We start from the raw sequence: 24,254 nt of genomic DNA on the forward strand, positions 1-24,254 counted from the left end.
CTCCACTTCTTCATTTGTTACTTGCGTATTCGTCGTATTGTCTTTCATTACCCAAACAATGAACATACGAATAATGAACTTACGAATACAGCCATACACGCATTAAGGATAACAATTGATCTGTCTGGATCGGTTTTTTCACGTAATCAGATGCTCCGGCCTCAATACATTTGCCGCGATCCTCTTTCATGGCTTTGGCCGTAAGCGCAATAATCGGTAACTTTTCAAACTGCGGGATCTGTCTGATTCGTGTCATCGCTTCATAACCGTCCATCTCTGGCATCATCATATCCATCAGTACCAGATCAAATTCCGGATTTTTGTCCAAAATCTCCAAAGCCTCTCGGCCGTTCTCAGCAAACGTCACATCCATCCGATAGCCTTCAAGAACACTTGAAAGGGCAAATACGTTACGAATATCGTCATCTACAAGCAATATTTTCTTGCCTTCAAACAACGTTTCTTTGTTGTGTAGTTTCTGTAAGATTCGACGCTTGTCTTCCGGCAAATTGGCTTCTACCCGATGCAGGAACAAAGTCGTCTCATCCAGCAGACGTTCCGGTGACTTCACATCTTTGATAATGATGGATTCCGCATATTTGCGCAGCTTCATTTCTTCCTTGGAATCCAGTTCTTTGCCTGTATAAATTATAATCGGCAGATCGTTCAGATATTCATCATCGCGAATCTGGTCGAGCAACTCAAACCCGGTCATATCCGTTAACATCAGATCCAGTACCATACAGTCATAACGCTGGCTGTGTAATTCATTCAATGCCTCACTACCTGTGGATACAGCGGTGATTGCCACATCATCATGACCAATCAATTCAATAATGGCTTTACGCTGAATTTCATCATCTTCGACGATCAACAGTCGTTTCAATTGATTCTCAGTATATGATTTGATATGCGAGAATGCTTTATCCAGTGAATCCTTGCTCGAAGGTTTTTTCAGATACGCAATGGCGCCCATCATCAGACCTTGTTTCATATCATCAATGACTGAAATCACATGAACCGGAATGTGGCGTGTTGCCGAACTGCTCTTCAGCTCGCCCAGAATGGTCCAACCATCCATCACCGGCAATTGAATATCCAGGATAATGGCATCCGGCAGATATTGACGTGCCATTTCTAGTCCTTTATCACCTTGAAGGGCAACAAGTGCTTTGAATCCTCTTCCTCTCGCCATATCCGTCAAAATATGTGCAAAGTTCACGTCATCCTCAATGATGAGCAGGATTTTGTCACCTTCCATCAGATTCTCCCGATCATCTTCGATCTGCGTGACATCTGGAGTATGGGTAGGAGACAGATCTGTACCCACGCTCCGCTCCGGATCAGGAGAGAGAATCGACTGATGACTTGAAAGCATGGTCCGTGCTTCGATGGACTTTTCATAAAGATCCTCTGAGGATACAGCCGCTTCTCTTGAAGCACCTTCCTCTGCCAAGGCTTCCTCTTCATGATTATCAGGCAGGTATAAGGTAAAGCAGCTACCTTCTCCCTCGGATGATTCCACCTGTATTGCACCACCAAGCAAACGTGCCAGTTCCCTGCTAATGGACAATCCCAGACCAGTTCCACCGTATTTCCGACTTGTGGTCCCGTCTACTTGCTGGAACGCTTCAAAGATCAGATCCGTTTTATCCGATGGAATACCGATGCCGGTGTCTTTTACACTGAATCCGAGATATTCCTGATTGGTGTTCATATAACCCGGTAACTCTTCCGGTTTCATCCGTCGTCCAATCAGACTAACCGAACCTCGATTGGTGAACTTAAATGCGTTCGACAACAAATTCCGTAAAATCTGTTTGACGCGATGACTGTCGGTGTACACCCATTCCGGTAGATCGCTGTCGAAATCGATATTCAAGTTCAGTTCCTTTTTATTCGCCATCGGTCCAAAGTTCTGCTGAACAAAGCTGGTCAGCTCTTCCATTCGAACTGTCTCATAATTGATATCCATCTTACCTGCGTCCACCTTGGACAGATCCAGAATCTCATCAATCATTTTCAGCAGATCCGCACCCGACATGTAGATGGTTTGCGCATATTCCTGCTGTTTGTCAGTCAGATTCCCACCCTTGTTCTCCGACAATAACTGGGACAAAATGAGCAGACTGTTCAATGGTGTACGGAGTTCATGTGACATATTCGCTAAAAATTCGGACTTGTACTTGCTTGTCATCGACAGCTGTGTAGCTTGCTGTTCCAACTGTGTCTTCGTTTTCTCAATTTCGTCATTTTTCTCTTCAACTTCACGCACCTGCTCTTCAAGCGCCCGCGTCTTGGCAATGAGTTCCGTATTGAAATGCTCCAGTTCTTCCTGCTGACGCTGCAGCAATTCCTCGGAACGTTTAAGCGCTTCTGTCTGCTCCTCCAGATTCTCATTGGAACGACGAAGTTCTTCTTGCTGTGTCTGCAATTCTTCCGATTGAACCTGCAGTTCCTCTGTCAGTGCCTGGGATTCACGCAGCAGCTCCTCCACACGCAAACGACGTCGAACGTTATTCAAAATTACGCCCAGGTTCATAATCAGTTGTGTGAATAACTGCTTGTGCAGTTCATTGAAACCTTCAAAGGAAGCCACTTCAACCACACCAATCAGTTCATCTTCAAACACGACAGGATAGATCATGATACCCGCAGCACGTGTTGAGCCTGAAGCTGAACCAATATGCACGTAATCTTCGGGCGTATTTTCCAGAATAATCGGTGTCATATCCAGCGCGGCTTGACCAATCAGGCCTTCCCCGATGCGATACATTTCCTTACCAACATCTTCGTTCTCTTCAAATGCGTATGCACCGTAACGTCTCAGTTCGTCGGGATGTTTCTCCTCATCGATCAGATAGACGACACCCAACTGAGCACCAAGCACAGGTGTGAACTCACTGATAAACATCTGTGAAATTTGGCGAATGGAGCCAATCCCCCGAAGCAGCTCCGGGACTCTTGCGATGTTCGAACTCATCCAGTTTTGATCCTGCTGAGCCTGCACATAAGCCCTCTCGATCTCCAGTTTTTCTTCCAGATCACTGGATACATCTTTGAACACACTGGCAATCTGACCAATCTCATCGGTTGATTTGACCTGTATGCGCCGAATGGTTCGGTAACGCCCTTTACCAAAGCTGGTAATCATCATAGATACAGTGTTCAGACCCCGTGTAATACTCGGCAGCACCCACAGAATGACACCCAATGCAAGCAACAACCCGGCAATCATGATACTTATCGTGATCTGTACTGCTCTCGTATACGCTTCGTTAGCGTTCTTGATCTCAGCATCAATCTCTTGGTCCTGATAACGTGAAAGAGCATTCAAACTATCCACAGTTTCTTTTTGCACCGCGAGTCCTGTTGAATTGCGGTAGTTATTCGCATCTTCTACCCGGTTTTGGGACATCAGGTTGATCTGTCTCGTTGCATAAGATGTATAAGCGGTCCACGCCGTATTCACACGATCCACCAGTTGATGTTCAGGTGCACTGTCTGCCCGGTTTCTCACTTCTGCGAGGTAACCATCCCCCCGATCCTTCATCTCCTTCAGGTCACCCTCAGCAGCATTAATCGAATTGTTCGGATTCAATAACAAGTTAGCCAGCACTTTGGCTATATCATTGACCTCTCCACGTGCAGCAGAAGTGAACCTTACTTTGAGATAACGTTCCTGATACATCTGATCAATCTGTTGATTACTGCTGTTTAACCGTTCATAACTCACAAACGTGAGCACGATCAAAATGGCCATCAGAGCGGTAAAACCAATCAGCAGTTTATTCCTGATCTTCATTCATCCCCCGCCCCTTTATTCAAAGTAATCCAGACCAGACATTTATCATCATCCCGCTCTTGGGGAATTTCGTCGTCAAAAAACATGGCCTGCATAGCAGCTTCATTCCACTGATGTGAGCCGGTCAGTTTTTCGATCAGGAATTCATGTTGTTCTTCCTGCCCGCCCTGAACAGCTTCCAATAATCCATCCGTATAGAGTGCAATATGCCCGTCACCCTCATAATGGATCGTTTGTGGTTCAATATCCATCTTGTCAAATAAACCAACAGGACAGCAGACGCTGTCAAATGTGGTGACACTGCCGTCGTTTCGGAAAAATAAAGCAGGTGGATGCCCTGCATTAACATAATCAATACGTTTCATCCGTGTATCAACGACCAGATAAATTGCCGTGAAATAATACTGCACCAATTGTTTTTCCAGATGGAGCTGGTTAAAACGACGGTTCAACTCCTGAATGACCTTCTCTGGATCCACATAAGTGGTAACCGTATCTTTCAACACAGAAGCGATAAACATGGTAAACAGGGATGAAGATATCCCGTGTCCCATCATGTCGAGCAGCAGTACTCCGTAACGGCCTTCCCCAAGGGGGTACCAAGAATACAGATCACCCGCAAGCTCAAAGGATGGTTTATAGATGGCATGCACTTGGAACAACGGGTCCCTAATTGCCGGACTTAATACAGCATTTTGGACCATCGCTGCCAACTTGAGCTCATCCTGAATACGTTGATCACGCTCTTTATGCCAATCCTTCTCCTGTTTCAAACGAAGTGCGAGTCGAATTCTGGCCATCAGTTCGACTTTATTAATCGGCTTGGTCACATAATCAGATGCACCAGCATCCAATGCTTCGGCAAGTTTCTTGGAGTCTCCGATGGCAGTCACCATAATAATCGGTATATCCTTCAGATTCTCAAATTTCTGCACAATACTGCAGGCTTCGATACCGTCCATCTCAGGCATCATCATATCTAGCAAAATCAGGTCAATATCCGACGGTCTTGGACGAAGTTCGTTGCTTTCCTCCCCAATTCCTAACACTTCAAACATTTCCATGGCGGAACTCGCCGTTACAATGTCACGATAGTTTTCTTTTTTCAGAATTTCTCGAATGATGATGACATTCGTCGGATTGTCGTCAACAATAAGTATTCTCATTGATATCTCCTTATCTGTGGCGTCCGGGTTTGTCGATTCTTATTAGGTTAAAACAAACGTTGATTATACAAATTTTGCATACAAAACGGCAGTAGACATAATAATTCCTAGTATAACTATAATCGTAAAAACAAAAAACTTCTATCAGTAAATGGCACCATCGTAGGGGAATATCCCCGCGACTCACCCTGTTTTTGCAGCGTCCTGATCCCGCTTCCAAACTTGCAAAAACATAGATAAGGAATGGGGAAAGCCCCATTCCTTATCTATGTTTTTGATTAAGCATTTTACATAAATGATTCAGAAGCTTGTCCATGTTCAGCAAACTTCAACTTATCGAGTTAATCTTTCTTTTTAGCAATAACGAGTACTTTACCCTTGTCGAGTTCACTCTCGTAGAAGTCCGCTTCGGCTTCGGTAAAGCCCATCGAAACAATTTTGGCCCGGAGTTCATCACCACGTGAGCGGAACAGATTCGCCAAGGAATCAAATACGCCTTCTTCCTTTATGCCAATTTCTTTGGCATCTGCTGTATCGGCAATTCGATCTGTACGATCCTTCTCATGGGCGAGAACAAAGATTTGATCAGCAAGGTATCCGGTAATCTGCAATTCTTTCACCGCTTCTACCGCCTGGACTCCGTTTTCTACCACTTTTGCATAAGCTTGCTCATTGGTTGAATTCATCGTTTCCACTCTCCTCTGATTTAATCTTCTGTATCGAGCTACTTAGTATATAACCATACTATATGGGTTTGAAACGATTTATTAATAACCAATCCTAGGAAACTGTGTCATCAAAAAGATCAATGCCTTCAATCTGATGAGATCCTGACTTCATATATACCTTCAGAGCCTGGTCTCCACGGAGAAACACTTCTCCATCCTCTGCCACATAATAAGGTTTCCCTAGAGCATGATGGATCGCTTCAATATTCATCTCAATTCTCTTTCCGTTTAACATGATGTGATTCTCAGATGCATCGATATGCACATATTGAATGACATCCGTATCTTCACACAAGCCAACCTTCACATCATGAAAGTGATATTCAGGACATCCCAGATAAGGATCTTCCTGCTTATGCCCCGGCTGGCCCTTATTGGCCAACAAATCATCCATGGTGTCATCCAGAGAAATGCCATTCAGAGTCCGAAAATGCTGGAAAGTCTCGGATCGATCAACAGCCAGAGTTACCTCTGACGCCTTCTCTTCCATTGCCGTCCATTGCATATCGTGAGCAGCGGGTACCGCTGCCGGTTGAACGGAAAAGGGAGAAATTACGCTAAACATCACAAGCAGTAGTTTCATCATGATTCTCACCCTTTCATCAGGTTCATCACCGCTCTGAAGGCTTCTTCATGGGTTACAAAGCGGTCATGTTACTTGCGCATCCGTTGCCATACGTTCGCTGCAACATCAACATACTTCATCCAGTTTTTCCCGCCCTTAGCTTCACCATTATATGTAGCTTCATAGGATTGCAGGGTACGATCCGTTGATGTAGCAGGCGGTGCAGTTACATGAACCGCTTCAGCATGCTTGGTCTGTTCAGCGTTGTTACGTTTGGTCTGAAATTTCGCCATCAGCGTTGTGGAAACTTGTTTGGCTGCTGCCGTCACTTCATTTAACACTTCTCCCAGATTCTCAACAGATTCCATAACAGGATCAATTTTTTTCATTTTGTGTTGTACATCCACCGTAATATCATTGGCATGTCTTACCGTCTGCTTCACTTCATAACTAAGTTCGTCAATGGTTTTCTGTACCTCCTGCAATGTCTGTGAGACATTGTCCAAAGAACCCTGAGCGGATTTCAAGGTACGAATTAAAAAGAATACCAGTACTGCAAATGCCACTGCAATCAGGGCCACGCTAATTTGATAGATCATAGAAGAACCTCTCTTTCCATATGTGCATCAGTTTGTTATTGCTATAGTTACCCGGCGATTTCCCGGACGAAACAATATTATATATCCCTTCATATATGCCTTCGCTTGGAAAAAAAACCAATGTTTCAAGCGGTTAGCACTCGGTTAAAGTTAGACTACACAAGGCGGTGAGGTGAACACAACTCACTCCACAATCAATTATACGAAAGGATGAATACTTATGTTGAAATGGTCTGTATTATTTCTAATTATTGCACTGGTAGCAGGTATTTTTGGATTCTTCGGTATTGTTGAAGCAGCTGCTTCAATCGCGAAAGTACTCTTCTTCATCTTTGTTGTACTGTTCGTAATCTCCCTGATTACGGGACGTAGCCGAATGCGATAACCTCAGGCTCTGATATGACTGAGTGTTTACTAAACGATTACATACAAAAGCCGATCGTGCTCCCAAGCCGATTGGCTTTTGTGCGTTCAGGCATAGGTCAACTTTTCTATATTATGTATTGCACTCCCTTCTGCTTTATTCCAATCCGCTCTCGTATGAATCCCAAAAAAAACAGGACCTTTTTGAGATAGCCAACCCGGTTTTATCCCACTGAAGTATGATATTTACAGGCTTGCTATATACCCACATATGAGCCAGTTGACACTGGAGAATGCAAGAAAATATTGTTATAATTTGTGATTCATAAGGGTGCTTGCTTGGTTACTTGTAATCAGGACAACATTTTACATACCTACCGAGGAGGAAAAACAAAATGAAAAAAATCGTAAGTTTTGCCGCTGCTTTAACGTTGATGGGTTCGATGGCTGCCGCTGCGGGTGCTGAGGAAGCGGTTACTGGAACGGTAAATCCGGAAACAGGAACTGAGGCTACAACAACGACAACGACCACAACAACTCCAGCTGTTGAAGTGAACAAACCTGCTGTAGAAACAGTAGAAGGTACTGCTGAGACTGTAACAGGTACAACAGTAGACACTACAGGTGCAGAAGGTACTTCAACTACAACTGAAACGCCAGCTACGACTACAGATGAGAAAATGTTTGAAGAGCCACTCGTAAAACCAGGTGATGAAGTACTGGCACCAACGATGTTGCTGAACCTTCTGGAGCGCACTTGGTTCTATGATGCACCTAACGGTAAACCAATCGGTGCATTAGGTTCCCAAGTCATCGATACAACAGGTGAAGTGGTTGATGGATTCGATGGCGGCGAGTGGGTACAAGTATACACTTGGAAAGGCAAAGCGTGGATCCACGTTGCCATTCAATAACATCGTATAATCGTTCTAATGATAAGTAAAGAGGACAGCACGCACAATTGCGGCTGTCCTCTTTTCATTTTCCAAGATGTTCACTCCCTGTTCAAGGGTTCCTTGTGACTTCTTCCGTCTTTGGTTCCACATGTACATGTACATGCATGATGTTATGCGATCGCTTCAACCGCTCTTCAACACGGTCACAGATCTGATGGCCTTCAATCAAGCTTAGGCCTCCGTCCACTTCAATGACTACATCCACAAGTACATGACTGCCGTGCACACGTGCCTTCACGTCCTTGATCATCTCAACACCGGGAACGCGTGCTACGGAGGATCTGAGATCCGTCAGTTCCTTCTGGTCAAATCCGTCGGTAAGACGATGTGTAGAATCCCGAAAAATCTCCCAAGCCGTTTTGCAGATCAACAGACCTACAGCAATGGCAGCTACTTTATCCAGCCATGGAAGTCCAAACTGCGCACCTATAATTCCAATTGCAGCGCCTATGCTGACCCAGGCATCGGAACGATTATCTTTCGCCGCGGCCATCAGAGCCTGACTATTAATTTGTTTTGCCAGACGGTGATTGTAACGGTACACGCCTAACATCACCACAGCACAGACTACAGCCACCGCTGCCGCCCACAGGTTTGGAGCAACAAAGGCTCCTTCATACCAGGAGCGAACGGCTTCAACCAATACTTGCAGCCCAACCATAGCCATAATAAATGAAGCTACCAAAGCAGCAACCGTCTCCGCTCTAAAATGACCATAGGCATGATCCGAATCAGGTGGTTTCTGGGAGATCCGAAGCCCAATCAGTACAGCAATGGATGCTACAATATCTGTAAGGTTATTAAAACCATCGGCCAGCAAGGCGCTGGAAGCAAATAAATATCCACAGATCAGCTTAAAAGCGGACAAGACGAGATAGGCTACGATACTAACCCAAGCCCCTCGCTCCCCTTTTCGAATTTCTTCATAAGCGTTCAAACCGGGCGACACCCCTTTAACGTTTCGTATTACGGTTTTTCCATGTTACCAAATGCGGAGCGTGTGGGTCTACAGAAACAGTGTTGCCAGGTTGCATTGCTGTAGGCAAGCCGAAACAAAGTTGCCAGACGGCAGGGCTGTAGTTATTGAGAAAAAATGTTGGCCTGGGTAAAACCAAAGGTTTTGAGCATTTTATCAGGTTGCCCTTGTGGGGCTTTTATAAAACGTATAAAATAGGTACATCCCGTCCAATCTGGACGGCTCACTGTAAGACCGGGAGGGAAATAACGATGAGCGAAAATAACGAACCGAAAAAGGTCAGTTTGCAGGATGCTATACGCCAAAAACTGGCGCAAAAGAAAGAACAAGCAAATTCTGGTAACCAATCCAGCGCCTACTTTGAAGGCGGACCTAAAGCGATGAAGAGTCAAAACAACAAAAAGCCTAACAACCAACGTCGCCGTACTGGTGGATCTTAGGTCTTAAAGCCGCCGAGAAACCATTGAATTACAAAAAGAACCGCAAGCCCTCTTCACAGAGGCTTGCGGTTCTTTGGTGTTCCTATAATCATGTGCCGCAGATGATGCTTAGATTAAGCTTCTACCGGATACATTTTATTGCGCAGTTCTTTGATTTCATCACTTTCCAGATATTCGTCATAGCTCATTTGGCGATCGATGATGCCTGTTGGCGTAATTTCGATAATCCGGTTAGCAATCGTTTGGATGAACTGATGGTCATGGGATGTAAACAGCATTGTGCCGTCAAAGTCAATCATACCGTTATTCAGTGCTGTGATGGATTCAAGATCCAAGTGGTTCGTTGGCTCATCCAGAATCAGTGCGTTTGCACCTGTCTGCATCATTTTTGCCAGCATACAACGAACCTTCTCCCCCCCGGAGAGTACGCTAGCCTTCTTCTGGGACTCCTCACCGGAGAACAGCATACGGCCCAAGAATCCACGCAGATACGTTTCATCCTGATCTTTCGAATACTGACGGAGCCAATCCACGAGAGTCATGTCTACACCGTCAAAATACTGAGAGTTATCTTTCGGGAAATAAGCCTGAGTCGTCGTTATACCCCAAGTATATTCGCCGCTATCTGCTTCGGTTTCACCCATGAGAATATCAAATAACAGTGATTTGGCATTTCCGTTCGGGCCAACAAATGCAATTTTGTCACCTTTGTTCACCACAAAGCTCACATCATTCAACATTTTCACACCATCGATGGATTTGTCAATACGATCTACCGTCAGCAATTGTTTACCTGCTTCACGTTCAGGCTTGAAGTTGATGAACGGGTATTTACGGTTGGATGGACGAAGGTCATCCAATGTGATTTTGTCGAGTGTTTTCTTCCGGGAAGTCGCCTGTTTGGACTTCGAAGCGTTCGCAGAGAAACGTTGAATAAAGGCTTGTAGCTCTTTAATCTTCTCTTCTTTTTTCTTGTTGGCATCCCGCTGCAGAGCAAGTGCCAATTGGCTGGACTCATACCAGAAGTCATAGTTACCTACGTACATCTGGATTTTACCGAAGTCAATATCTGCGATATGCGTACATACCTTGTTCAGGAAGTGACGGTCATGGGATACCACAATAACGGTACCTTCATAATCCATCAGGAAGTTCTCCAGCCATTGAATGGATTCGAGATCCAAGTGGTTGGTAGGCTCATCGAGCAACAGGTTGTTTGGACGGCCAAACAACGCTTGTGCCAGCAATACACGGACTTTTTCGTTTCCGCTCAGCTCTATCATTTTTTTGTCATGCATGTCACGAACAATGCCAAGACCGATCAGGAGCGCCGCTGCATCTGGTTCAGCATCCCAGCCGTTTTGCTCAGCGAATTCCCCTTCAAGCTCACCTGCACGCAAACCGTCTTCTTCTGTGAAGTCTGCCTTCGCATACAAAGCATCCTTCTCTTTCATGATGGAATACAGACGACTATGACCCATAATTACCGTTTCGAGAACCGGATACTCATCATATTCAAAGTGGTTTTGCTTCAAAACGGCCATACGTTCGCCCGGGGTGATGTGCACCTCTCCCGAGTTGGCTTCAATCTCACCAGACAAAATTTTCAAGAATGTTGATTTGCCGGCTCCGTTGGCGCCGATCAGGCCGTAACAGTTCCCTGGCGTGAATTTGATATTTACATCTTCAAAAAGTGCACGTTTTCCGTAGCGGAGCGTGATGCCGCTTGTACTGATCATTAAGCATACCATCCTTTATTGGTTAATCTGCATACTGCATGAATAGCAAGTTGCGTAAATCATGGATTCAATATCCCGATGCCTATTCTGGCACCATATTATAACACAAAAAAGCGGCAAATTCGAAAATTGGCCGCTTTTTACTTATTAAAGATTTGGTAAATGTACTGTTCATGCAGGCATACCCCTACATTAACATATTTGGCTCACTTTTGTTAGCCCTGTTTACCTTCCTCGTGGTGAATGCGGAGTGTTTCGCCATGACCAAGCACCCGAATCCGCTCTTTACCAATGCCTAAACGTTCACGTTCAACTTCCAGCCGATCCAGCGCTTCCTTGGGCGTATCATCCGCCAGCTTGAATGTGCCGTAATGCATTGGAACCATGAGCTGTGAACCGGATTCAACGAACCCCTGCAGCGCTTCTTCGGGTGTCACATGCTGAGAAGTCATGAACCATTCCGGATCGTAGGCACCGATGGGCATCAGGGTAACCCCAATGTCAAAGCGTTCTCCAATCGTTTTGAAACCCTGGAAGTAACCTGTGTCACCCACAAAATACAACACAGGCGGACCGCCGGATGTTTTGGATGTTTCGTCCTTCCCTGATTCCGTGGATGATTCATCCTGATTGTTCGTTGTTGCAGCACTTTCCGCTGCTGAATTCGTTGCCGAATGATTCGATTCCAATACATAACCGCCCCAATGAGACGTATTGGTATCAAACAACGTTCGGCGCGTCCAGTGCTGTGCAGGAACAAAAGTTATTTTGACTCCGCCAAGTGTCATATGATCCCACCATTTCATCTCCTGGCATCGATGAAATCCTTTGCGAATCATCTTGCGCTTCAGACCATCGGGTACGATGAGCAACGTCTTGGCTGTAATCAGCTTACGCAAGGAAGCCAGATGCAGATGATCATAGTGGGAATGGGATATCAGAATCACATCCAACGGTGGAATATCCTGAATCGGAATGCCGGGGGCACCGAGCCTTCGTTGAAATCCCATTTTTTCGGCCCAAACCGGGTCAGTCACGATGTTCAATCCATAATATTGAATGAAAAACGTGGAGTGTCCAATCCAGGTAATACTTGTGTCATCCCTGTTGGCATGCAGATAATCCAGTTCAGGCGGGTGTTTGGGCACGGTGTAGGAGTAGTCCTTCACTTTGCTCCGCCGTTGCTCCCTCCATTGTTTGAATTCCTTCAGCGTTTTGTCCGTACTTACATTATCGATATTGTTATAACGGATTTTCGGCATGAAAGGGCCCTCCTCCCTTCCTCATTTCTTAACAACAGATTACCCCAAACGGGAATGGACGTACCAACCAATCAATCCTTTGGGTTCTTATATACGGCCAGATATATAAACAGAAAAACAATAGCAGCCGCAATGATCAGTGGAGGAGCGTACATAATGGTGAATGTCTCAAAAAAGCTCAATCCGGTTATACCGGGTATCCCCGTGACTCCCTCAGTAGTGACCATGAACAGACTCATCCTTTCTTTTTACCAGAATTACCCCGCACATAATTGGCATCAAACAGGAACAGCTTCATAATCAGCACAAGCGAAGGAATGAGCACGAGTAACCCCAGACTAAACGCTGTAATGAGCGCAATCCCCATCGTGCGATTCGTAAAGCCGTCGTAAATATTGATGTACGGATACAATATGTACGGAAGGTGAGATCGCCCGTAACCATACCAGGCAAAGGCAAACTGAAGCATGACAGCAACAAAACACCAACCCAGATATTTACTTTTCCACACCAGCGACACAGCAATGACAAAACAAATAAACGAAGCGATGAACATCCACGAAATATTTACCATCTGCTCAAAGTGTGCGGGATTCTGTTTGTTAATCTGCAGAAAAGCCAGAAAGCTTGCAAAAATGGTAGGCAAACTCCAGAGCAGCGCGTACTCTCGAAGCACCTCATATGCCGGCTCATCCCCCGCCCGTTTTGCATAATAGGAAAGAAACATCGCCGAGATGTACAGCACACTAACCAGTGCAAGCAAAACAACCGACCAGGTATAGGGATTCGTCAAAAATTCACGCCAGCGAAAAAACACCTGATCGCCCACCTCTTCAATGATCCCGCCTTCGGATATCGCCAAAATGGTAGAGAACACGGCTGGAATCAGCAATCCCGTCGCTCCATACAATGCCATGTAGATCCGGCTGTTCTGCCCATGGTTGCCATAGGTATTGTAGGCGTAATACACGCCCCGGATCGCAAGCAGTACAATGGCCAGGGAACCCGGAACCAGCAAAGCAGTCCCGTAATAAAAGGCGCTATCCGGATAAAACCCGACCAGTCCGACCACAAAAAAGATCAAAAACACATTCGTCACTTCCCACACGGGAGACAGGTAGCGCTGAATGATGTTATGAATTTTGTTCTCATGCCCGGTCAAAATGCTATAAAAGCTGAAGAACCCGGCGCCAAAATCAATCGAAGCAACGATCAGGTAACCGAACAAAAACGTCCACAATATTGCGATGCCTGCAATTTCGAAACTCAATGCACGATCCCTCCTTCAAGCCCCAGAGACTCTAGTTCCTTCTCTGCTTCCTTGTTGCGGAACAGCTTGCTGAGTACCCGAATGCACGAGAAACACAGGATCAGATACAGCAAGATGAACAACACTAACATCCATCCTACCGAAGTTGACGTCGTGGCTGCTTCCGCCACCTTCATATATCCGCGTAAGATCCAAGGCTGCCTGCCAACTTCAGCGAACATCCACCCCAGCTCGATTGCAATCATGGCCAGTGGCCCCAGCAAAACAATGCCAAGCAGCAGCCACTTGGGATAGGGCTTGCGCCCTGGCAACCAGCGCCGCAGTACATATAACACAGGAATCATCAGGATGATCACTCCGGTGGTGACCTTCAGGTCGAACATATAGTGTATGGATAGTGGTGGTCTCAGATCCGCCGGAAATTCTTCGAGACCCTTCACTTCCGTATCTGGACGATTACCCGCCAAAATGCTAAGCGCATAGGGAATCTCAATGGCGTATTTCACCTCATTGTTCTCATCCAAAATACCCCCATAAACGAGCGGTGCCTCCTTCATCGTCTTGAAATGCCATTCTGCGGCAGCCAGCTTCTCCGGCTGATATTTCGCCAGGAATTTACCGGAGGAATCGCCGATCATGACGGTACTAATGGCAAATACGAGCGCAGATACCGTCGTGAGTTTCAGTGCTTTTTTGTAATACACATGATCCCGTCCCCGAAGTAAACTGAAAGCGGCTATCCCCGCCAGAATACCTGCACTCAAGGTGTAGGATGAAGCGAGTACATGGGACACTTTGGTTGGCGTTGCCGGATTCAACATGGCAGCAATCGGATGAATGTCCTTCATGATGCCATTAATCAGGGTGAATCCCTGAGGCTGGTTCATGAAGGAGTTGACCGTTGTAATGAAAATCGCAGATGCAGATGAGCCGAGAGCTACCGGAATCAAAAGCAGCATATGCGTATATTTCTTTTTGAAACGATCCCACGTATAGAGGTAAATTCCAAGAAAGATCGCCTCTATAAAAAAGGCAAACGTCTCCATGAACAGCGGCAGGGCGATTGCCTGACCCGCTACTCGCATAAACATCGGCCACAGCAGACTGAGTTGTAATCCGATCGAGGTGCCTGTAACAACGCCAACGGCAACGGTGATAACAAAACCTCGCGCCCACCGGCGTGCCAGCAAGGTGTAATGCATATCATTGGTTCGTAGTCCTCGCCACTCGGCCAAGGCAATCATAAGCGGCACGCCTACACCGATAGAGGCAAAAATAATGTGTACAAACAGGGTAAGGCCGGTTAGTATCCGGCTGAGCAAAACAGGGTCCAGGGATGACATGGTTACACTCCTCTTTCACATAATCGTTATGTACGACAGCAGTTACTCTGCTTGAACATGTATCTCAATAACTCATGATTCGGATGATGCTCTTCACAACGGCATACAGCACAACCACAGCTGCAACCAGACAGACGATGATGAGTGTTTTCTCTTGTTTACGGAACATATACCTGCCGTCCTCCTTTTGCATGGGATGCAAATTATGGCTCTATAGACAGTTTGCAAAAGAAGTTGTTTTTTTATCCGGGGAAATTGAAAAACAAAAAAAGCCTTTCCCCTTATCACGCTCACGCGCTGAAGGGCAAAGGCTCTATTCGTAGGTCTCGTACATAAACTTGGTTCATAAAAAAAGTGAAATACATTTCTTCATCCAATCTTAAATTCACACCAATACGTCCTGCTTGGGCAGTCGGACCTTGAACGTACTTCCTTTGTCCGGTGCAGATATAAAAGTCAGCGTACCCTTGTGATCTTCTACAATTTTACGGGAAATGTACAACCCAATTCCTGTTCCACCAATCTGCCGATGATCCGAATTATCGACCCGATAGAATTTATTAAACAGCATGTCCTTCTCTTGCTCCGCAATACCTATTCCGTAATCACGCACATCAAGACATAACCATTCCTCTTCTTCCCATAACGTAATATCAATACGATCGGCTCCCGGAGAATACTTAACTGCATTGCCCACCAGATTATGCAGAACCTGAACCATCCTGTTCTGGTCAGCATAAGCAAAAAAGTCTCCATTAAACGTATGCACGTAGATACGTTGGGCAGACTTCATATTCCACTGTTCGGCAACCCCTTCTACCAACTCAACCAGCGGTACATACGTCATGTGGTAAGTCATACCTTCGTTGTCGAGGCGCTGAATATCCAGTACATCATCAAGCAAACTGCTCAGCCGCTTGCCCTCCGAAGAGATGGTCTGCATGAATTCCCGCTGCTGAGCTGCCGGAAGGTCATACATCATCATGAGTTCCACATACCCCATAATGGTGGCTACAGGCGTTCGAAGCTCATGAGATACCACACTGATGAGCTCATTTTTCATCCGATCCAGCCGTTCTTCTCCTGTCCGGTCACGAAACACCAGCAGAAACCCATGGTTTTTACCCGGGACATCCATCTGCTTCATGTACAAGGAAAAAACACTTTTATCCACATTATTGAATATAAATTCGGTCTCGATAAAAGCCGTTTCTCCATTCAGGAATGCTCTCGTCTGTTCCATCAGATTGAAGTTGTCCGTTAATACCATCGTATCAATCGCCTGCGCCAAATCCTCAATGGATCTTCCCATAAAATCACCCAAACCAAACATCTCTTCTATCCTTCGGTTGACGATGGTTATGGTCCCTGATCGATCAGACATCACGAGCCCTTCTCGTACGGATTCAATAAATTGCTCACTGATATCTCGCTGTTCCTGGATCGCAATCTTCTCATTGAACAACTCCGAGTTCAGCTTCTCCAGCGCAAGGGCATGACGTACACGATCTTCTTCTGCTCTGGTCCGCTCCGTAATATCCTTAATAAACAGGTTATATAATGTCTCATTTTTGCCCAACTGGATCTCAACAATTTTGTACTCAATCGGAAATACGGAACCATCCCGGCGGATACCTGAAATTTCTTCAACGATGGTGTATCTTTTACCTTCAATATATTCAAATCGCTCCAGCAAATTCTTGATCTCACTGCAGCTGGCCCCTTGAAAAAGAGATGGTGCTTCCTTGTGCAGGATCACTTCTTCCCGAAGCAATCCAAACATTCTTTCGGCCTCCGGATTAAACTCAACGATGGTTCCATTCGAGTCTACAGCGATAATCGCATCTATTGACGATTCAATAATTGCACGTTTGACTTCTTCACTATTCTTGAGTTCCTTGGTCCGCTCTATGACCCTGTCCTCCAGCGTTAACTTATCGTGACGAATCTGTTCGAATTGTTCCAGCAGTACATCAGCCATTTTACGCAAATTACCAATAAGAATCTGCACTTCAGTTACATGGCTCGTTGGCCACTCCATCTTCCCATTTCGAAACAGCAACCTCGGAAGAGAACCTGTCATTCTGGTTAGTCTTAAGAGTGGACTAACGACCTTACTGCTCAGAGGAGCCGCTACAATCATGGAAGCCACGATGATCAGGAACAGGTATTGCAATGTGGTAAGATAGATCGATTCTATTCGAGGATAATACTTGGTTGAGCTGGTCTCAATGAATACCCGATAAGGTGTTACAGCTGTCATCTCCGCTTCATAGATGAAAGATGCCTGTTTCCAGTGATTCAATACAGCACTGTAATGAATATTCTCAGAGCTTAATAGCATAAGGTTATCTTTCGACTTAAGGAGACTGTATCTATCCATGTCCAGATACTCACCAGCCTGTAGTGTATTCAAACCAGAAGTAACGACTGTATCATTCCGATTCAGCAGAATCACATTCACACCCAATAAATGATGATACCGTGCCATGTTCTGATCCATATTCTCCGAGGTAACATACTGTTCGTCCAGATCCTGAACAACAGCACTTGCTGCATGTTTCATATCAAGTATAATGGCATCATTCATTTGACTTAATTGTCTGCGGCTATCTGCGGATAACAATAGGAGAGAAACAAACACCACAAAGGCGACTACGTATTTAAATGCGATTCTGGTGATAGGAATAGTTCCTGTACGTTTTGATTTGTGCTCACCCGTAGTAATCCAGAAGTCCACCACAATACCCGCGATCAACGCATTCACCATACCAATCACGGCAATATACATATACTCATACTTCAAATCTTCTATATTCAGTCCCAATAAATAATGTCCGCAATAGATGACGGGAAGCAGCATCACTACCCAGAAGACAGCATTAGCCTTGATTAGGCTGCCATTCTTCCAACGCAATTGCCAACCGATCATCCAGATCAGCTCAATGAAATGCGCAATCATTACCGTTAAGTTCCGCGGCTCGAAGCCGACAACGGTGGTATTTAACAGATAGATGACTGTAAGGGTGGCAAAACCATAGATGGCCCCATGCAAACGAAGAGCTATGAGTGCTGCTGCGCTGCCAACCATAAACTGCACGCCATAGAATAAGGTAAGTGGAAAAATAGTACTTAGTGAGCCAAGAATGATCAGTATGCTGGTTCCAAACCAGGGTATCCTTAGCTTCAGCACGACCCACTCCAGCAGCTGTTTTGCCTTTATAAGATCCATAAGCAATTGCCCTCATGGATCATTTTTTCTTCTGTTTTCAACAACAACGTTGGTTCCCCCTATAAACTTAAGCGGATACAATCTTACTTTTTTCCCCTCAAATCGTTCTGATCCATTATACTGTAATTAGTACTTGGTGTAGCTTTGGGAAATTTTGATTGATCGGCAACCAAACTGCATTCATGCTAGAATATTGAAGTTCACTCAAAAAGCTTATTTCTTCTCTACATATACATCCTATATTTTGGGATAGAAACATTAAAAAATTTGCGGCATTTATTCGCAATTCACCTTGTTTTTTTAGCATTTTCTTAACATATTATTTTCACCAGGAGTGTGACCCTATGACTATCAAAGTACTTCTTATAGAAGATGAGAAAAATCTGGCCGACATGATTGCTTTCTTTCTTGAGGAGGAAGGATACATCACTGAACGGGTTCATCATGCCCGCGAGGCACTTCAACTGTTTCCACAATTCCAGCCGGATATTGTTGTAACGGATCTCATGCTTCCTGAAATGGATGGAAATGATCTCGTAGAAGCCTTTCGCCAGCACTCCACTGTGCCCATTCTGATGATCTCGGCAAGCACCATGCTGAATGATCGACTTCGCGCATTGCATAATGGTGCGGATGACTTTCTGTGCAAACCATTTAGTTTGAAAGAGTTGGATGCCCGGATTAAAGCACTGCTGCGAAGATCAATTATTTCCTATAAGGATAAACCGGTAAAAGAAGACAAGCAGGCAGAGGTTACTGGACATGTGAATGTGAATGAATACAGGAGAACTCTGTTTGTGGATGGCGTTGAAATCGAGGTCACTCATATTGAGTTTGAGATTATGAAGGAATTGTACCGCAATCCAGGCAAAGTGTTCACGCGCAATGAACTGATGGATCGGATCAAAGGCTCCGAACGTGCCTATCTGGATCGTACCATTGATGTTCATATCTCAAGTCTGCGTAAAAAAATTGAGCCTGACCCCAAGAACCCACGTTATATTAAGACGGTTTGGGGAACAGGCTATAAATATGTGATCTAATATGATCGTAACGCTTGAAGGTTAAACACCTTTGGCCATATCTCTCTTTTATCTCATGGATAAGATGGGTGGTATGGCTATTTTTGAGTTATGGATAGACGACGAATGAAACCAATTTTCCATATCCTTGATTAGTTGATTCGGGTCTTGCTCGTTCCAGAGAATCATCTTCATCTCACCCGTACCTGTAATTTCTTGAAGGTGACGCTTACGAATAAGGGATTTGAAATCCGTAATGACTAGTAACGGAAGTTGTGGCATAAAAGCCCGAATGGCATTTGCTGCTGACACTGCTTCTTCGGCAACCTGATAATCAACAATACAATAACGGGCTTTCCCCCAACTTCCCCGATGTGTTTCTATCGCAGAACCAGATGTTGAGTCCTCAATCCAGTTCCTGAACAATTGAATAATATTCTCATATGCAATACGACGTTTTCCATCCGAGAGCACGGTAATGGGTTCCATAGGTATACCTCCAGTTGATTCTTATCTTTATTGTGCCAATTTTCGTTTAAAAATGTTTGTGCGTGAACATGAAAGAAGTGTTAACAAATTTCGTACTTCTTCACATTAAGTGTTAGACACGTCCACTTCACTTCTGGATGATTTCGCAGATTCCACACATTGATGTAAAATAGAGAAATACCCGTGTGATTTAATTTACGGGAAGTTAAAGATGAATCTGGTACTATAGGAGGTTACATTGATGAATATTGTTTCCATTGAACCAACACCGAGTCCAAATACGATGATGTTACATCTCGATGAACGTCTGGAGGACGGAATTCGCAAAACATATACACTGGACAACGAACGATCTGCTCCGGCGTTCATTCGCCAGATGCTTCATATTCCCGGTGTAAAGAGTGTGTTCCACACAACAGACTTTGTGGCACTTGATCGTAAAGGGAATGCCGACTGGTCCGTTATCTTGGGCGAAGTCCAAAATCGCCTTGGACAGCACGGCATCGATCTGGACTGGATTGAATCCGAAGATGGTTCAGGCGAGCACTTCGGAGAAGCACAGGTATTTGTACAATTCTTCCGAGGTGTACCGATGCAAATTAGGGTCAAGGCCGGGGTCAAGGAAGAACGAATTTCGTTGTCAGACCGCTTTGTCAAAGCCGTAACAGAAGTCGCCAGTGCAACGATGATCAAAGAACGTAAACTGAGTGATTACGGTGTTCGATATGGTGAATTGCCTGATATTGCACGTGAAGTCGAGCAGGAATTGGAAGCCGCTTACCCGCCGGAACGGCTGGAGCAAGTCATTAAACAGGCCATTGAACATGGTACCAAATCCGAAGAGTTCGTCGAGCGCCGCCGTGAATTGGATGGAGCCGAACTTGAAGAGGCTCTGCGAAACGAGGACTGGAATGTTCGCTATGCGGCATTTGACAGCATGGAGCCTACGGCAGAAAGACTGTCTCTCGTAGCCCATGCCTTGCATGACAACAAAATGCAGATACGTCGCTTGGCTGTCGTATACCTGGGTGACATTCGCACACCGGAAGCGATGGAATTGCTGTATGAAGCACTTCAGGACAGTTCTCCTGCGGTACGCCGGACTGCCGGGGATACCTTGTCGGATATCGGTGATCCTGCCGCCACTCCAGCCATGACAGCTACGTTATCCGATAAAAGTAAACTTGTACGCTGGCGTGCAGCTCGTTTTCTATATGAGGTCGGAACAGAAGAAGCAGAACAAGCCTTGCGCGTTGCAGCTGATGATCCCGAATTCGAAGTCAGTCTGCAGGCCAAGATGGCTCTGGAGCGGATCGAATCGGGCGAACAGGCTGCTGGAACGGTATGGCAGCAGATGGCTGGCCGTAACAAAAAAGAGGAATAGTCGTCTCTAGACCTCACATCCAACAATTGTTATTGCACTGGAAAACCATGCGCGTTATACTGATTGTCTGTTTACTAAACAGAACACACGGTGTTAAGTTGTGTTGTTCATAATTTCATAGACAATAGATACACCTCATCCATTGATGGTGAGGTAGAGGTCGCGGGTGCGATCAGTACGCTGATGGAGGCGCTAAGGAGCCGCTTATGAGATCAGCCGAAAGGTGTACCCGCCGAAGCTCGCTGGACGTTCCTTATACGGTCCAGTGAGCTGGGGCTGCTGTCGAAAGGCGCAGAACTGTCACGGAAGTACATTTCCTTTATATAAAGGTATGAATTCTTCTGTGTTGAGCTATCTTAATCATCTGGGACATGGTGCGGACATTGAAATATTAAAGACCGCAGGCTGATGCCTGTGGTCTTTTTGTTTTTATGAATTCAGGTATCGCAAACATCAGTATATCGAATGAAGGAGTGTTTCCATGCAAGACCGCAGTAACCCAACAACAACTGGACCTTCCCTGAAAAAAGGATTACGCGCACGCCATATGACGATGATCGCCCTCGGTGGCTCAATTGGTACCGGGCTGTTTCTCGCAAGTGGTACCGCCATCTCAACCGCAGGCCCTGGTGGAGCATTAATTGCCTATGTGGCCGTTGGCATCATGGTTTATTTCCTAATGACCAGCCTTGGTGAGCTTGCTACCTTTATGCCGGACTCCGGTTCATTTAATACGTATGCCGCACGTTTTGTCGATCCTGCTCTCGGGTTCGCTATGGGCTGGAACTTCTGGTACAACTGGGCGGTAACTATTGCAGCAGAGCTTGCTGCCGCTACTGTACTCATTAAATACTGGTTCCCCGACAGTTCATCCATGTTATGGAGCTTATTGTTCCTCGTGCTGATCTTTTCCTTGAACGTGTTGTCTGTTAAAGGCTATGGAGAGTCCGAGTACTGGTTCGCCATTATCAAAGTCGCTACTGTTATCATCTTCCTGGCCGTTGGTGTGCTCATGATCTTTGGTATTATGGGCGGAGAAGCGGTTGGTTTCAGTAACTTCACCATCGGTGATGCGCCCATCCATGGCGGATTCTTCGCTGTGCTTGGTGTGTTCATGGCTGCGGGATTCTCATTCCAAGGTACCGAGCTTATCGGGGTAGCCGCCGGTGAAAGTGAAAACCCGCGCGAGAATGTCCCTCGTGCAATTCGTCAGGTATTTTGGCGCATTCTGATTTTTTACATCTTGGCGATTACCGTGATCAGTCTGATCATCCCGTATACGCATCCGAATCTGCTCAAAGGTGACCTGGAGAATATCGGTGTCAGCCCGTTTACACTGGTGTTTGAGAAAGCTGGCCTCGCCATTGCGGCTTCCGTGATGAATGCCGTTATTTTAACCTCTGTACTCTCTGCCGGTAACTCAGGCATGTACGCTTCGAGCCGTGTTCTCTATGCCCTTGCCCGTGACGGTAAAGCCCCTCGTTTCCTCGGCAAGTTGAACAAAAAGGGTATTCCAATGAATGCACTTTTGCTTACAACAGCCGTTGGTATGTTGGCATTCCTTGCCTCGCTGTTCGGTGATGGGATTGTGTACACGTGGTTGCTGAATGCATCCGGTATGTGTGGTTTTATCACTTGGCTGGGTATCGCTATCAGTCATTATCGCTTCCGTCGTGCATACGTTGCACAAGGCAGGGATCTGAGCGATCTGCCTTATCGGGCACGCTGGTTCCCGTTTGGGCCGATCTTTGCCTTTGTCCTGTGTATTATCGTGATCATCGGACAGAACTATCAGGCATTCACGGGTGATCAGATCGACTGGAGTGGAGCCATCGTTGCCTACTTGAGCGTACCCCTGTTCCTGGTATTGTGGCTCGGTTACAAATGGATCAAAAAGACCAAAGTGGTACCGTTACAGGAATGTGATTTCACACCTACGGATTCACCAGCTGATAAGCACTAACGAAGAATCAGGTTGTTTCTGTCCTCTACGTTCTCATGTAAATGGATAGTTTAACTTATACAGTTACTACGATTTAACTTCATATTAAAAAAACCTCCCCGTAGCGTTGCAGTCTTCCTACTGTAGCGAAACGGGGAGGTTTTGTTTTGGTTCGACTCTCCCCCTTCGAACATTTCTGTACGTCCTTTCGTCCCTGTCCATATTTTGTATAGGTCGGTAAGTAGAATAGAGAAAGGTATACTATTTTTCTTGGACAACGGGAGTTGATGTATAATGAAAAAATTCTCTATTCTGCTCGTTCTATTGGGCATCCTGATCATCAGCTTTCCTTTCCTGCGGGAAACGTATTATGACTGGCAGCAAACCCGTGTCATGAACGATCTGGAGCAATTGCAAAACGGCTTGTCTAAGCTTAATCACTCCTTCGAACAAGGCATGCAGGACGCAGCTTCCGCCGAGCCGACTACTGACAATACAGCTACAGTGCAAGAGCTCTCTTCGGATACGTTAGGGATACTATCAATTGACAAGATTGATGTCCGCTTACCGATTCTGGAGGGTGCAACGGAAGCCAACATGAAGGTAGCTGCAACCCATCTTGTTGAAACCACCCGTATCGGGAACAAAGGTAATGCTGCCATAGCGGCTCATCGCGCCCACAAAAAAGGACGGCTGTTCAATCGTCTGGGAGAACTCCAGATTGGTGATTCAATGGAAGTCACCCTGGCAGATCGAACGATTATCCAATACAAGGTAGATCAGATATCCGTTGTGGAGCCAACTGACTTATCTGTGCTGGAGGATCCCGGGCTTGGACAGGTCCTTACCTTGATTACCTGTGATCCACTCGTCAATCCAACACATCGCCTAATTGTAAGAGCTATTGCAGTGAAACCAAATGTTACGGGGACCTGATTCTCCCTAAATATCACCAAAAAATACCCTCTAGCAT

Annotated in this window: 20 protein-coding genes and 1 riboswitch; of the genes, 7 read left to right on the plus strand and 13 right to left on the minus strand. The window is 45.6% G+C overall.

What is annotated here, in order from left to right; genetic code table 11:
- Nucleotides 1-79 precede the first annotated feature (79 nt).
- From V6668_RS25480 to V6668_RS25500, 5 genes are all read right to left on the minus strand, one after another.
- The gene (locus V6668_RS25480) at nt 80-3,805 is read right to left on the minus strand and encodes a response regulator (RefSeq protein WP_338707017.1); all 3,726 of its coding nucleotides are present in this window, start codon (nt 3,803-3,805) and stop codon (nt 80-82) included.
- Nucleotides 3,802-4,971: a PP2C family protein-serine/threonine phosphatase gene (locus V6668_RS25485; RefSeq protein WP_036606980.1), complete on the minus strand. Its 1,170-nt coding sequence runs from the start codon at nt 4,969-4,971 to the stop codon at nt 3,802-3,804. The genes V6668_RS25480 and V6668_RS25485 overlap by 4 nt, the downstream gene beginning before the upstream one ends.
- Nucleotides 4,972-5,312: 341 nt before the next feature.
- Complete coding sequence (locus tag V6668_RS25490) at nt 5,313-5,657, minus strand: general stress protein (RefSeq protein WP_017692267.1); 345 nt, start codon at nt 5,655-5,657, stop codon at nt 5,313-5,315.
- 94 nt (nt 5,658-5,751) lie between these two features.
- Complete coding sequence (locus V6668_RS25495) at nt 5,752-6,285, minus strand: hypothetical protein (protein WP_036606978.1); 534 nt, start codon at nt 6,283-6,285, stop codon at nt 5,752-5,754.
- Between the two features lie 68 nt (nt 6,286-6,353).
- Nucleotides 6,354-6,863 (minus strand): DUF948 domain-containing protein, encoded by a 510-nt coding sequence (locus tag V6668_RS25500; RefSeq protein WP_036606976.1) that lies wholly within the window; start codon nt 6,861-6,863, stop codon nt 6,354-6,356.
- Between the two features lie 220 nt (nt 6,864-7,083).
- Between V6668_RS25500 and V6668_RS25505 the strand changes: the two genes are divergently transcribed.
- Nucleotides 7,084-7,248: a DUF1328 domain-containing protein gene (locus V6668_RS25505; protein WP_017692264.1), complete on the plus strand. Its 165-nt coding sequence runs from the start codon at nt 7,084-7,086 to the stop codon at nt 7,246-7,248.
- A 373-nt stretch (nt 7,249-7,621) separates the two neighbouring features.
- A complete protein-coding gene (locus tag V6668_RS25510) occupies nt 7,622-8,140 on the plus strand; it encodes a hypothetical protein (protein ID WP_143781127.1) in 519 nt (172 codons plus the stop codon).
- A 91-nt stretch (nt 8,141-8,231) separates the two neighbouring features.
- Here V6668_RS25510 and V6668_RS25515 read toward each other — a convergent pair whose 3' ends face one another.
- Nucleotides 8,232-9,119, minus strand: coding sequence for a cation diffusion facilitator family transporter (locus V6668_RS25515; RefSeq protein WP_036606974.1), 888 nt, complete (start codon nt 9,117-9,119; stop codon nt 8,232-8,234).
- A 290-nt stretch (nt 9,120-9,409) separates the two neighbouring features.
- Here V6668_RS25515 and V6668_RS25520 point away from each other — a divergent pair, with 290 nt between their 5' ends.
- Complete coding sequence (locus V6668_RS25520; RefSeq protein ID WP_017692261.1) at nt 9,410-9,598, plus strand: hypothetical protein; 189 nt, start codon at nt 9,410-9,412, stop codon at nt 9,596-9,598.
- A 113-nt stretch (nt 9,599-9,711) separates the two neighbouring features.
- Here V6668_RS25520 and V6668_RS25525 read toward each other — a convergent pair whose 3' ends face one another.
- The 6 genes from V6668_RS25525 to V6668_RS25550 all read right to left on the minus strand — a co-directional run bounded on the left by V6668_RS25525 (nt 9,712) and on the right by V6668_RS25550 (nt 18,444).
- Nucleotides 9,712-11,337 carry an ABC-F family ATP-binding cassette domain-containing protein gene (locus V6668_RS25525; protein ID WP_036606972.1) on the minus strand — a complete coding sequence of 542 codons (1,626 nt, stop codon included), beginning with the start codon at nt 11,335-11,337 and terminating at the stop codon, nt 9,712-9,714.
- 215 nt (nt 11,338-11,552) lie between these two features.
- On the minus strand, nt 11,553-12,599 hold the full coding sequence (locus V6668_RS25530; RefSeq protein WP_338707018.1) for an MBL fold metallo-hydrolase: 1,047 nt from the start codon (nt 12,597-12,599) through the stop codon (nt 11,553-11,555).
- Between the two features lie 71 nt (nt 12,600-12,670).
- Nucleotides 12,671-12,826 (minus strand): cytochrome bd oxidase small subunit CydS, encoded by a 156-nt coding sequence (cydS, locus tag V6668_RS25535; protein ID WP_165790098.1) that lies wholly within the window; start codon nt 12,824-12,826, stop codon nt 12,671-12,673.
- 8 nt (nt 12,827-12,834) lie between these two features.
- A complete protein-coding gene (locus V6668_RS25540) occupies nt 12,835-13,869 on the minus strand; it encodes a cytochrome d ubiquinol oxidase subunit II (RefSeq protein WP_076328904.1) in 1,035 nt (344 codons plus the stop codon).
- Nucleotides 13,866-15,212 carry a cytochrome ubiquinol oxidase subunit I gene (locus V6668_RS25545; RefSeq protein ID WP_036606964.1) on the minus strand — a complete coding sequence of 449 codons (1,347 nt, stop codon included), beginning with the start codon at nt 15,210-15,212 and terminating at the stop codon, nt 13,866-13,868. Before V6668_RS25545 ends, V6668_RS25540 begins: the two co-directional genes overlap by 4 nt.
- A gap of 385 nt (nt 15,213-15,597) precedes the next feature.
- Nucleotides 15,598-18,444 carry a PAS domain-containing sensor histidine kinase gene (locus tag V6668_RS25550; protein ID WP_338707019.1) on the minus strand — a complete coding sequence of 949 codons (2,847 nt, stop codon included), beginning with the start codon at nt 18,442-18,444 and terminating at the stop codon, nt 15,598-15,600.
- Nucleotides 18,445-18,788: 344 nt separating this feature from the next.
- Between V6668_RS25550 and V6668_RS25555 the strand changes: the two genes are divergently transcribed.
- Complete coding sequence (locus tag V6668_RS25555; RefSeq protein WP_036668013.1) at nt 18,789-19,487, plus strand: response regulator transcription factor; 699 nt, start codon at nt 18,789-18,791, stop codon at nt 19,485-19,487.
- Nucleotides 19,488-19,535: 48 nt separating this feature from the next.
- Here V6668_RS25555 and V6668_RS25560 read toward each other — a convergent pair whose 3' ends face one another.
- A complete protein-coding gene (locus V6668_RS25560; protein WP_100529824.1) occupies nt 19,536-19,955 on the minus strand; it encodes a hypothetical protein in 420 nt (139 codons plus the stop codon).
- A gap of 241 nt (nt 19,956-20,196) precedes the next feature.
- Here V6668_RS25560 and V6668_RS25565 point away from each other — a divergent pair, with 241 nt between their 5' ends.
- The 3 genes from V6668_RS25565 (at nt 20,197) to V6668_RS25575 (ending at nt 24,217) form a co-directional block, all read left to right on the plus strand.
- A complete protein-coding gene (locus tag V6668_RS25565; protein ID WP_036668016.1) occupies nt 20,197-21,339 on the plus strand; it encodes a virulence factor in 1,143 nt (380 codons plus the stop codon).
- A 146-nt stretch (nt 21,340-21,485) separates the two neighbouring features.
- Nucleotides 21,486-21,701, plus strand: a riboswitch (Lysine riboswitch).
- A 119-nt stretch (nt 21,702-21,820) separates the two neighbouring features.
- The gene (locus V6668_RS25570) at nt 21,821-23,302 is read left to right on the plus strand and encodes an amino acid permease (protein WP_338707021.1); all 1,482 of its coding nucleotides are present in this window, start codon (nt 21,821-21,823) and stop codon (nt 23,300-23,302) included.
- A 273-nt stretch (nt 23,303-23,575) separates the two neighbouring features.
- The gene (locus V6668_RS25575; RefSeq protein ID WP_338707022.1) at nt 23,576-24,217 is read left to right on the plus strand and encodes a class D sortase; all 642 of its coding nucleotides are present in this window, start codon (nt 23,576-23,578) and stop codon (nt 24,215-24,217) included.
- The last annotated feature ends 37 nt before the right edge of the window (nt 24,218-24,254 follow it).

This window comes from Paenibacillus amylolyticus (assembly GCF_036894225.1).
Lineage (GTDB): Bacteria > Bacillota > Bacilli > Paenibacillales > Paenibacillaceae > Paenibacillus > Paenibacillus amylolyticus.

Excerpts from the sequence above, each read along its gene's own strand:
- V6668_RS25575 (WP_338707022.1), top strand. The coding sequence starts at position 23,576 with ATGAAAAAATTCTCTATTCTGCTCGTTCTATTGGGCATCCTGATCATC.
- V6668_RS25495 (WP_036606978.1), bottom strand. The coding sequence starts at position 6,285 with ATGATGAAACTACTGCTTGTGATGTTTAGCGTAATTTCTCCCTTTTCC.
- V6668_RS25550 (WP_338707019.1), bottom strand. The coding sequence starts at position 18,444 with ATGGATCTTATAAAGGCAAAACAGCTGCTGGAGTGGGTCGTGCTGAAG.
- V6668_RS25545 (WP_036606964.1), bottom strand. The coding sequence starts at position 15,212 with ATGTCATCCCTGGACCCTGTTTTGCTCAGCCGGATACTAACCGGCCTT.
- V6668_RS25525 (WP_036606972.1), bottom strand. The coding sequence starts at position 11,337 with ATGATCAGTACAAGCGGCATCACGCTCCGCTACGGAAAACGTGCACTT.
- V6668_RS25560 (WP_100529824.1), bottom strand. The coding sequence starts at position 19,955 with ATGGAACCCATTACCGTGCTCTCGGATGGAAAACGTCGTATTGCATAT.
- cydS (WP_165790098.1), bottom strand. The coding sequence starts at position 12,826 with ATGGTCACTACTGAGGGAGTCACGGGGATACCCGGTATAACCGGATTG.
- V6668_RS25555 (WP_036668013.1), top strand. The coding sequence starts at position 18,789 with ATGACTATCAAAGTACTTCTTATAGAAGATGAGAAAAATCTGGCCGAC.
- V6668_RS25500 (WP_036606976.1), bottom strand. The coding sequence starts at position 6,863 with ATGATCTATCAAATTAGCGTGGCCCTGATTGCAGTGGCATTTGCAGTA.
- V6668_RS25565 (WP_036668016.1), top strand. The coding sequence starts at position 20,197 with ATGAATATTGTTTCCATTGAACCAACACCGAGTCCAAATACGATGATG.
- V6668_RS25505 (WP_017692264.1), top strand. The coding sequence starts at position 7,084 with ATGTTGAAATGGTCTGTATTATTTCTAATTATTGCACTGGTAGCAGGT.
- V6668_RS25480 (WP_338707017.1), bottom strand. The coding sequence starts at position 3,805 with ATGAAGATCAGGAATAAACTGCTGATTGGTTTTACCGCTCTGATGGCC.
- V6668_RS25570 (WP_338707021.1), top strand. The coding sequence starts at position 21,821 with ATGCAAGACCGCAGTAACCCAACAACAACTGGACCTTCCCTGAAAAAA.
- V6668_RS25485 (WP_036606980.1), bottom strand. The coding sequence starts at position 4,971 with ATGAGAATACTTATTGTTGACGACAATCCGACGAATGTCATCATCATT.
- V6668_RS25510 (WP_143781127.1), top strand. The coding sequence starts at position 7,622 with ATGAAAAAAATCGTAAGTTTTGCCGCTGCTTTAACGTTGATGGGTTCG.
- V6668_RS25530 (WP_338707018.1), bottom strand. The coding sequence starts at position 12,599 with ATGCCGAAAATCCGTTATAACAATATCGATAATGTAAGTACGGACAAA.
- V6668_RS25520 (WP_017692261.1), top strand. The coding sequence starts at position 9,410 with ATGAGCGAAAATAACGAACCGAAAAAGGTCAGTTTGCAGGATGCTATA.
- V6668_RS25490 (WP_017692267.1), bottom strand. The coding sequence starts at position 5,657 with ATGAATTCAACCAATGAGCAAGCTTATGCAAAAGTGGTAGAAAACGGA.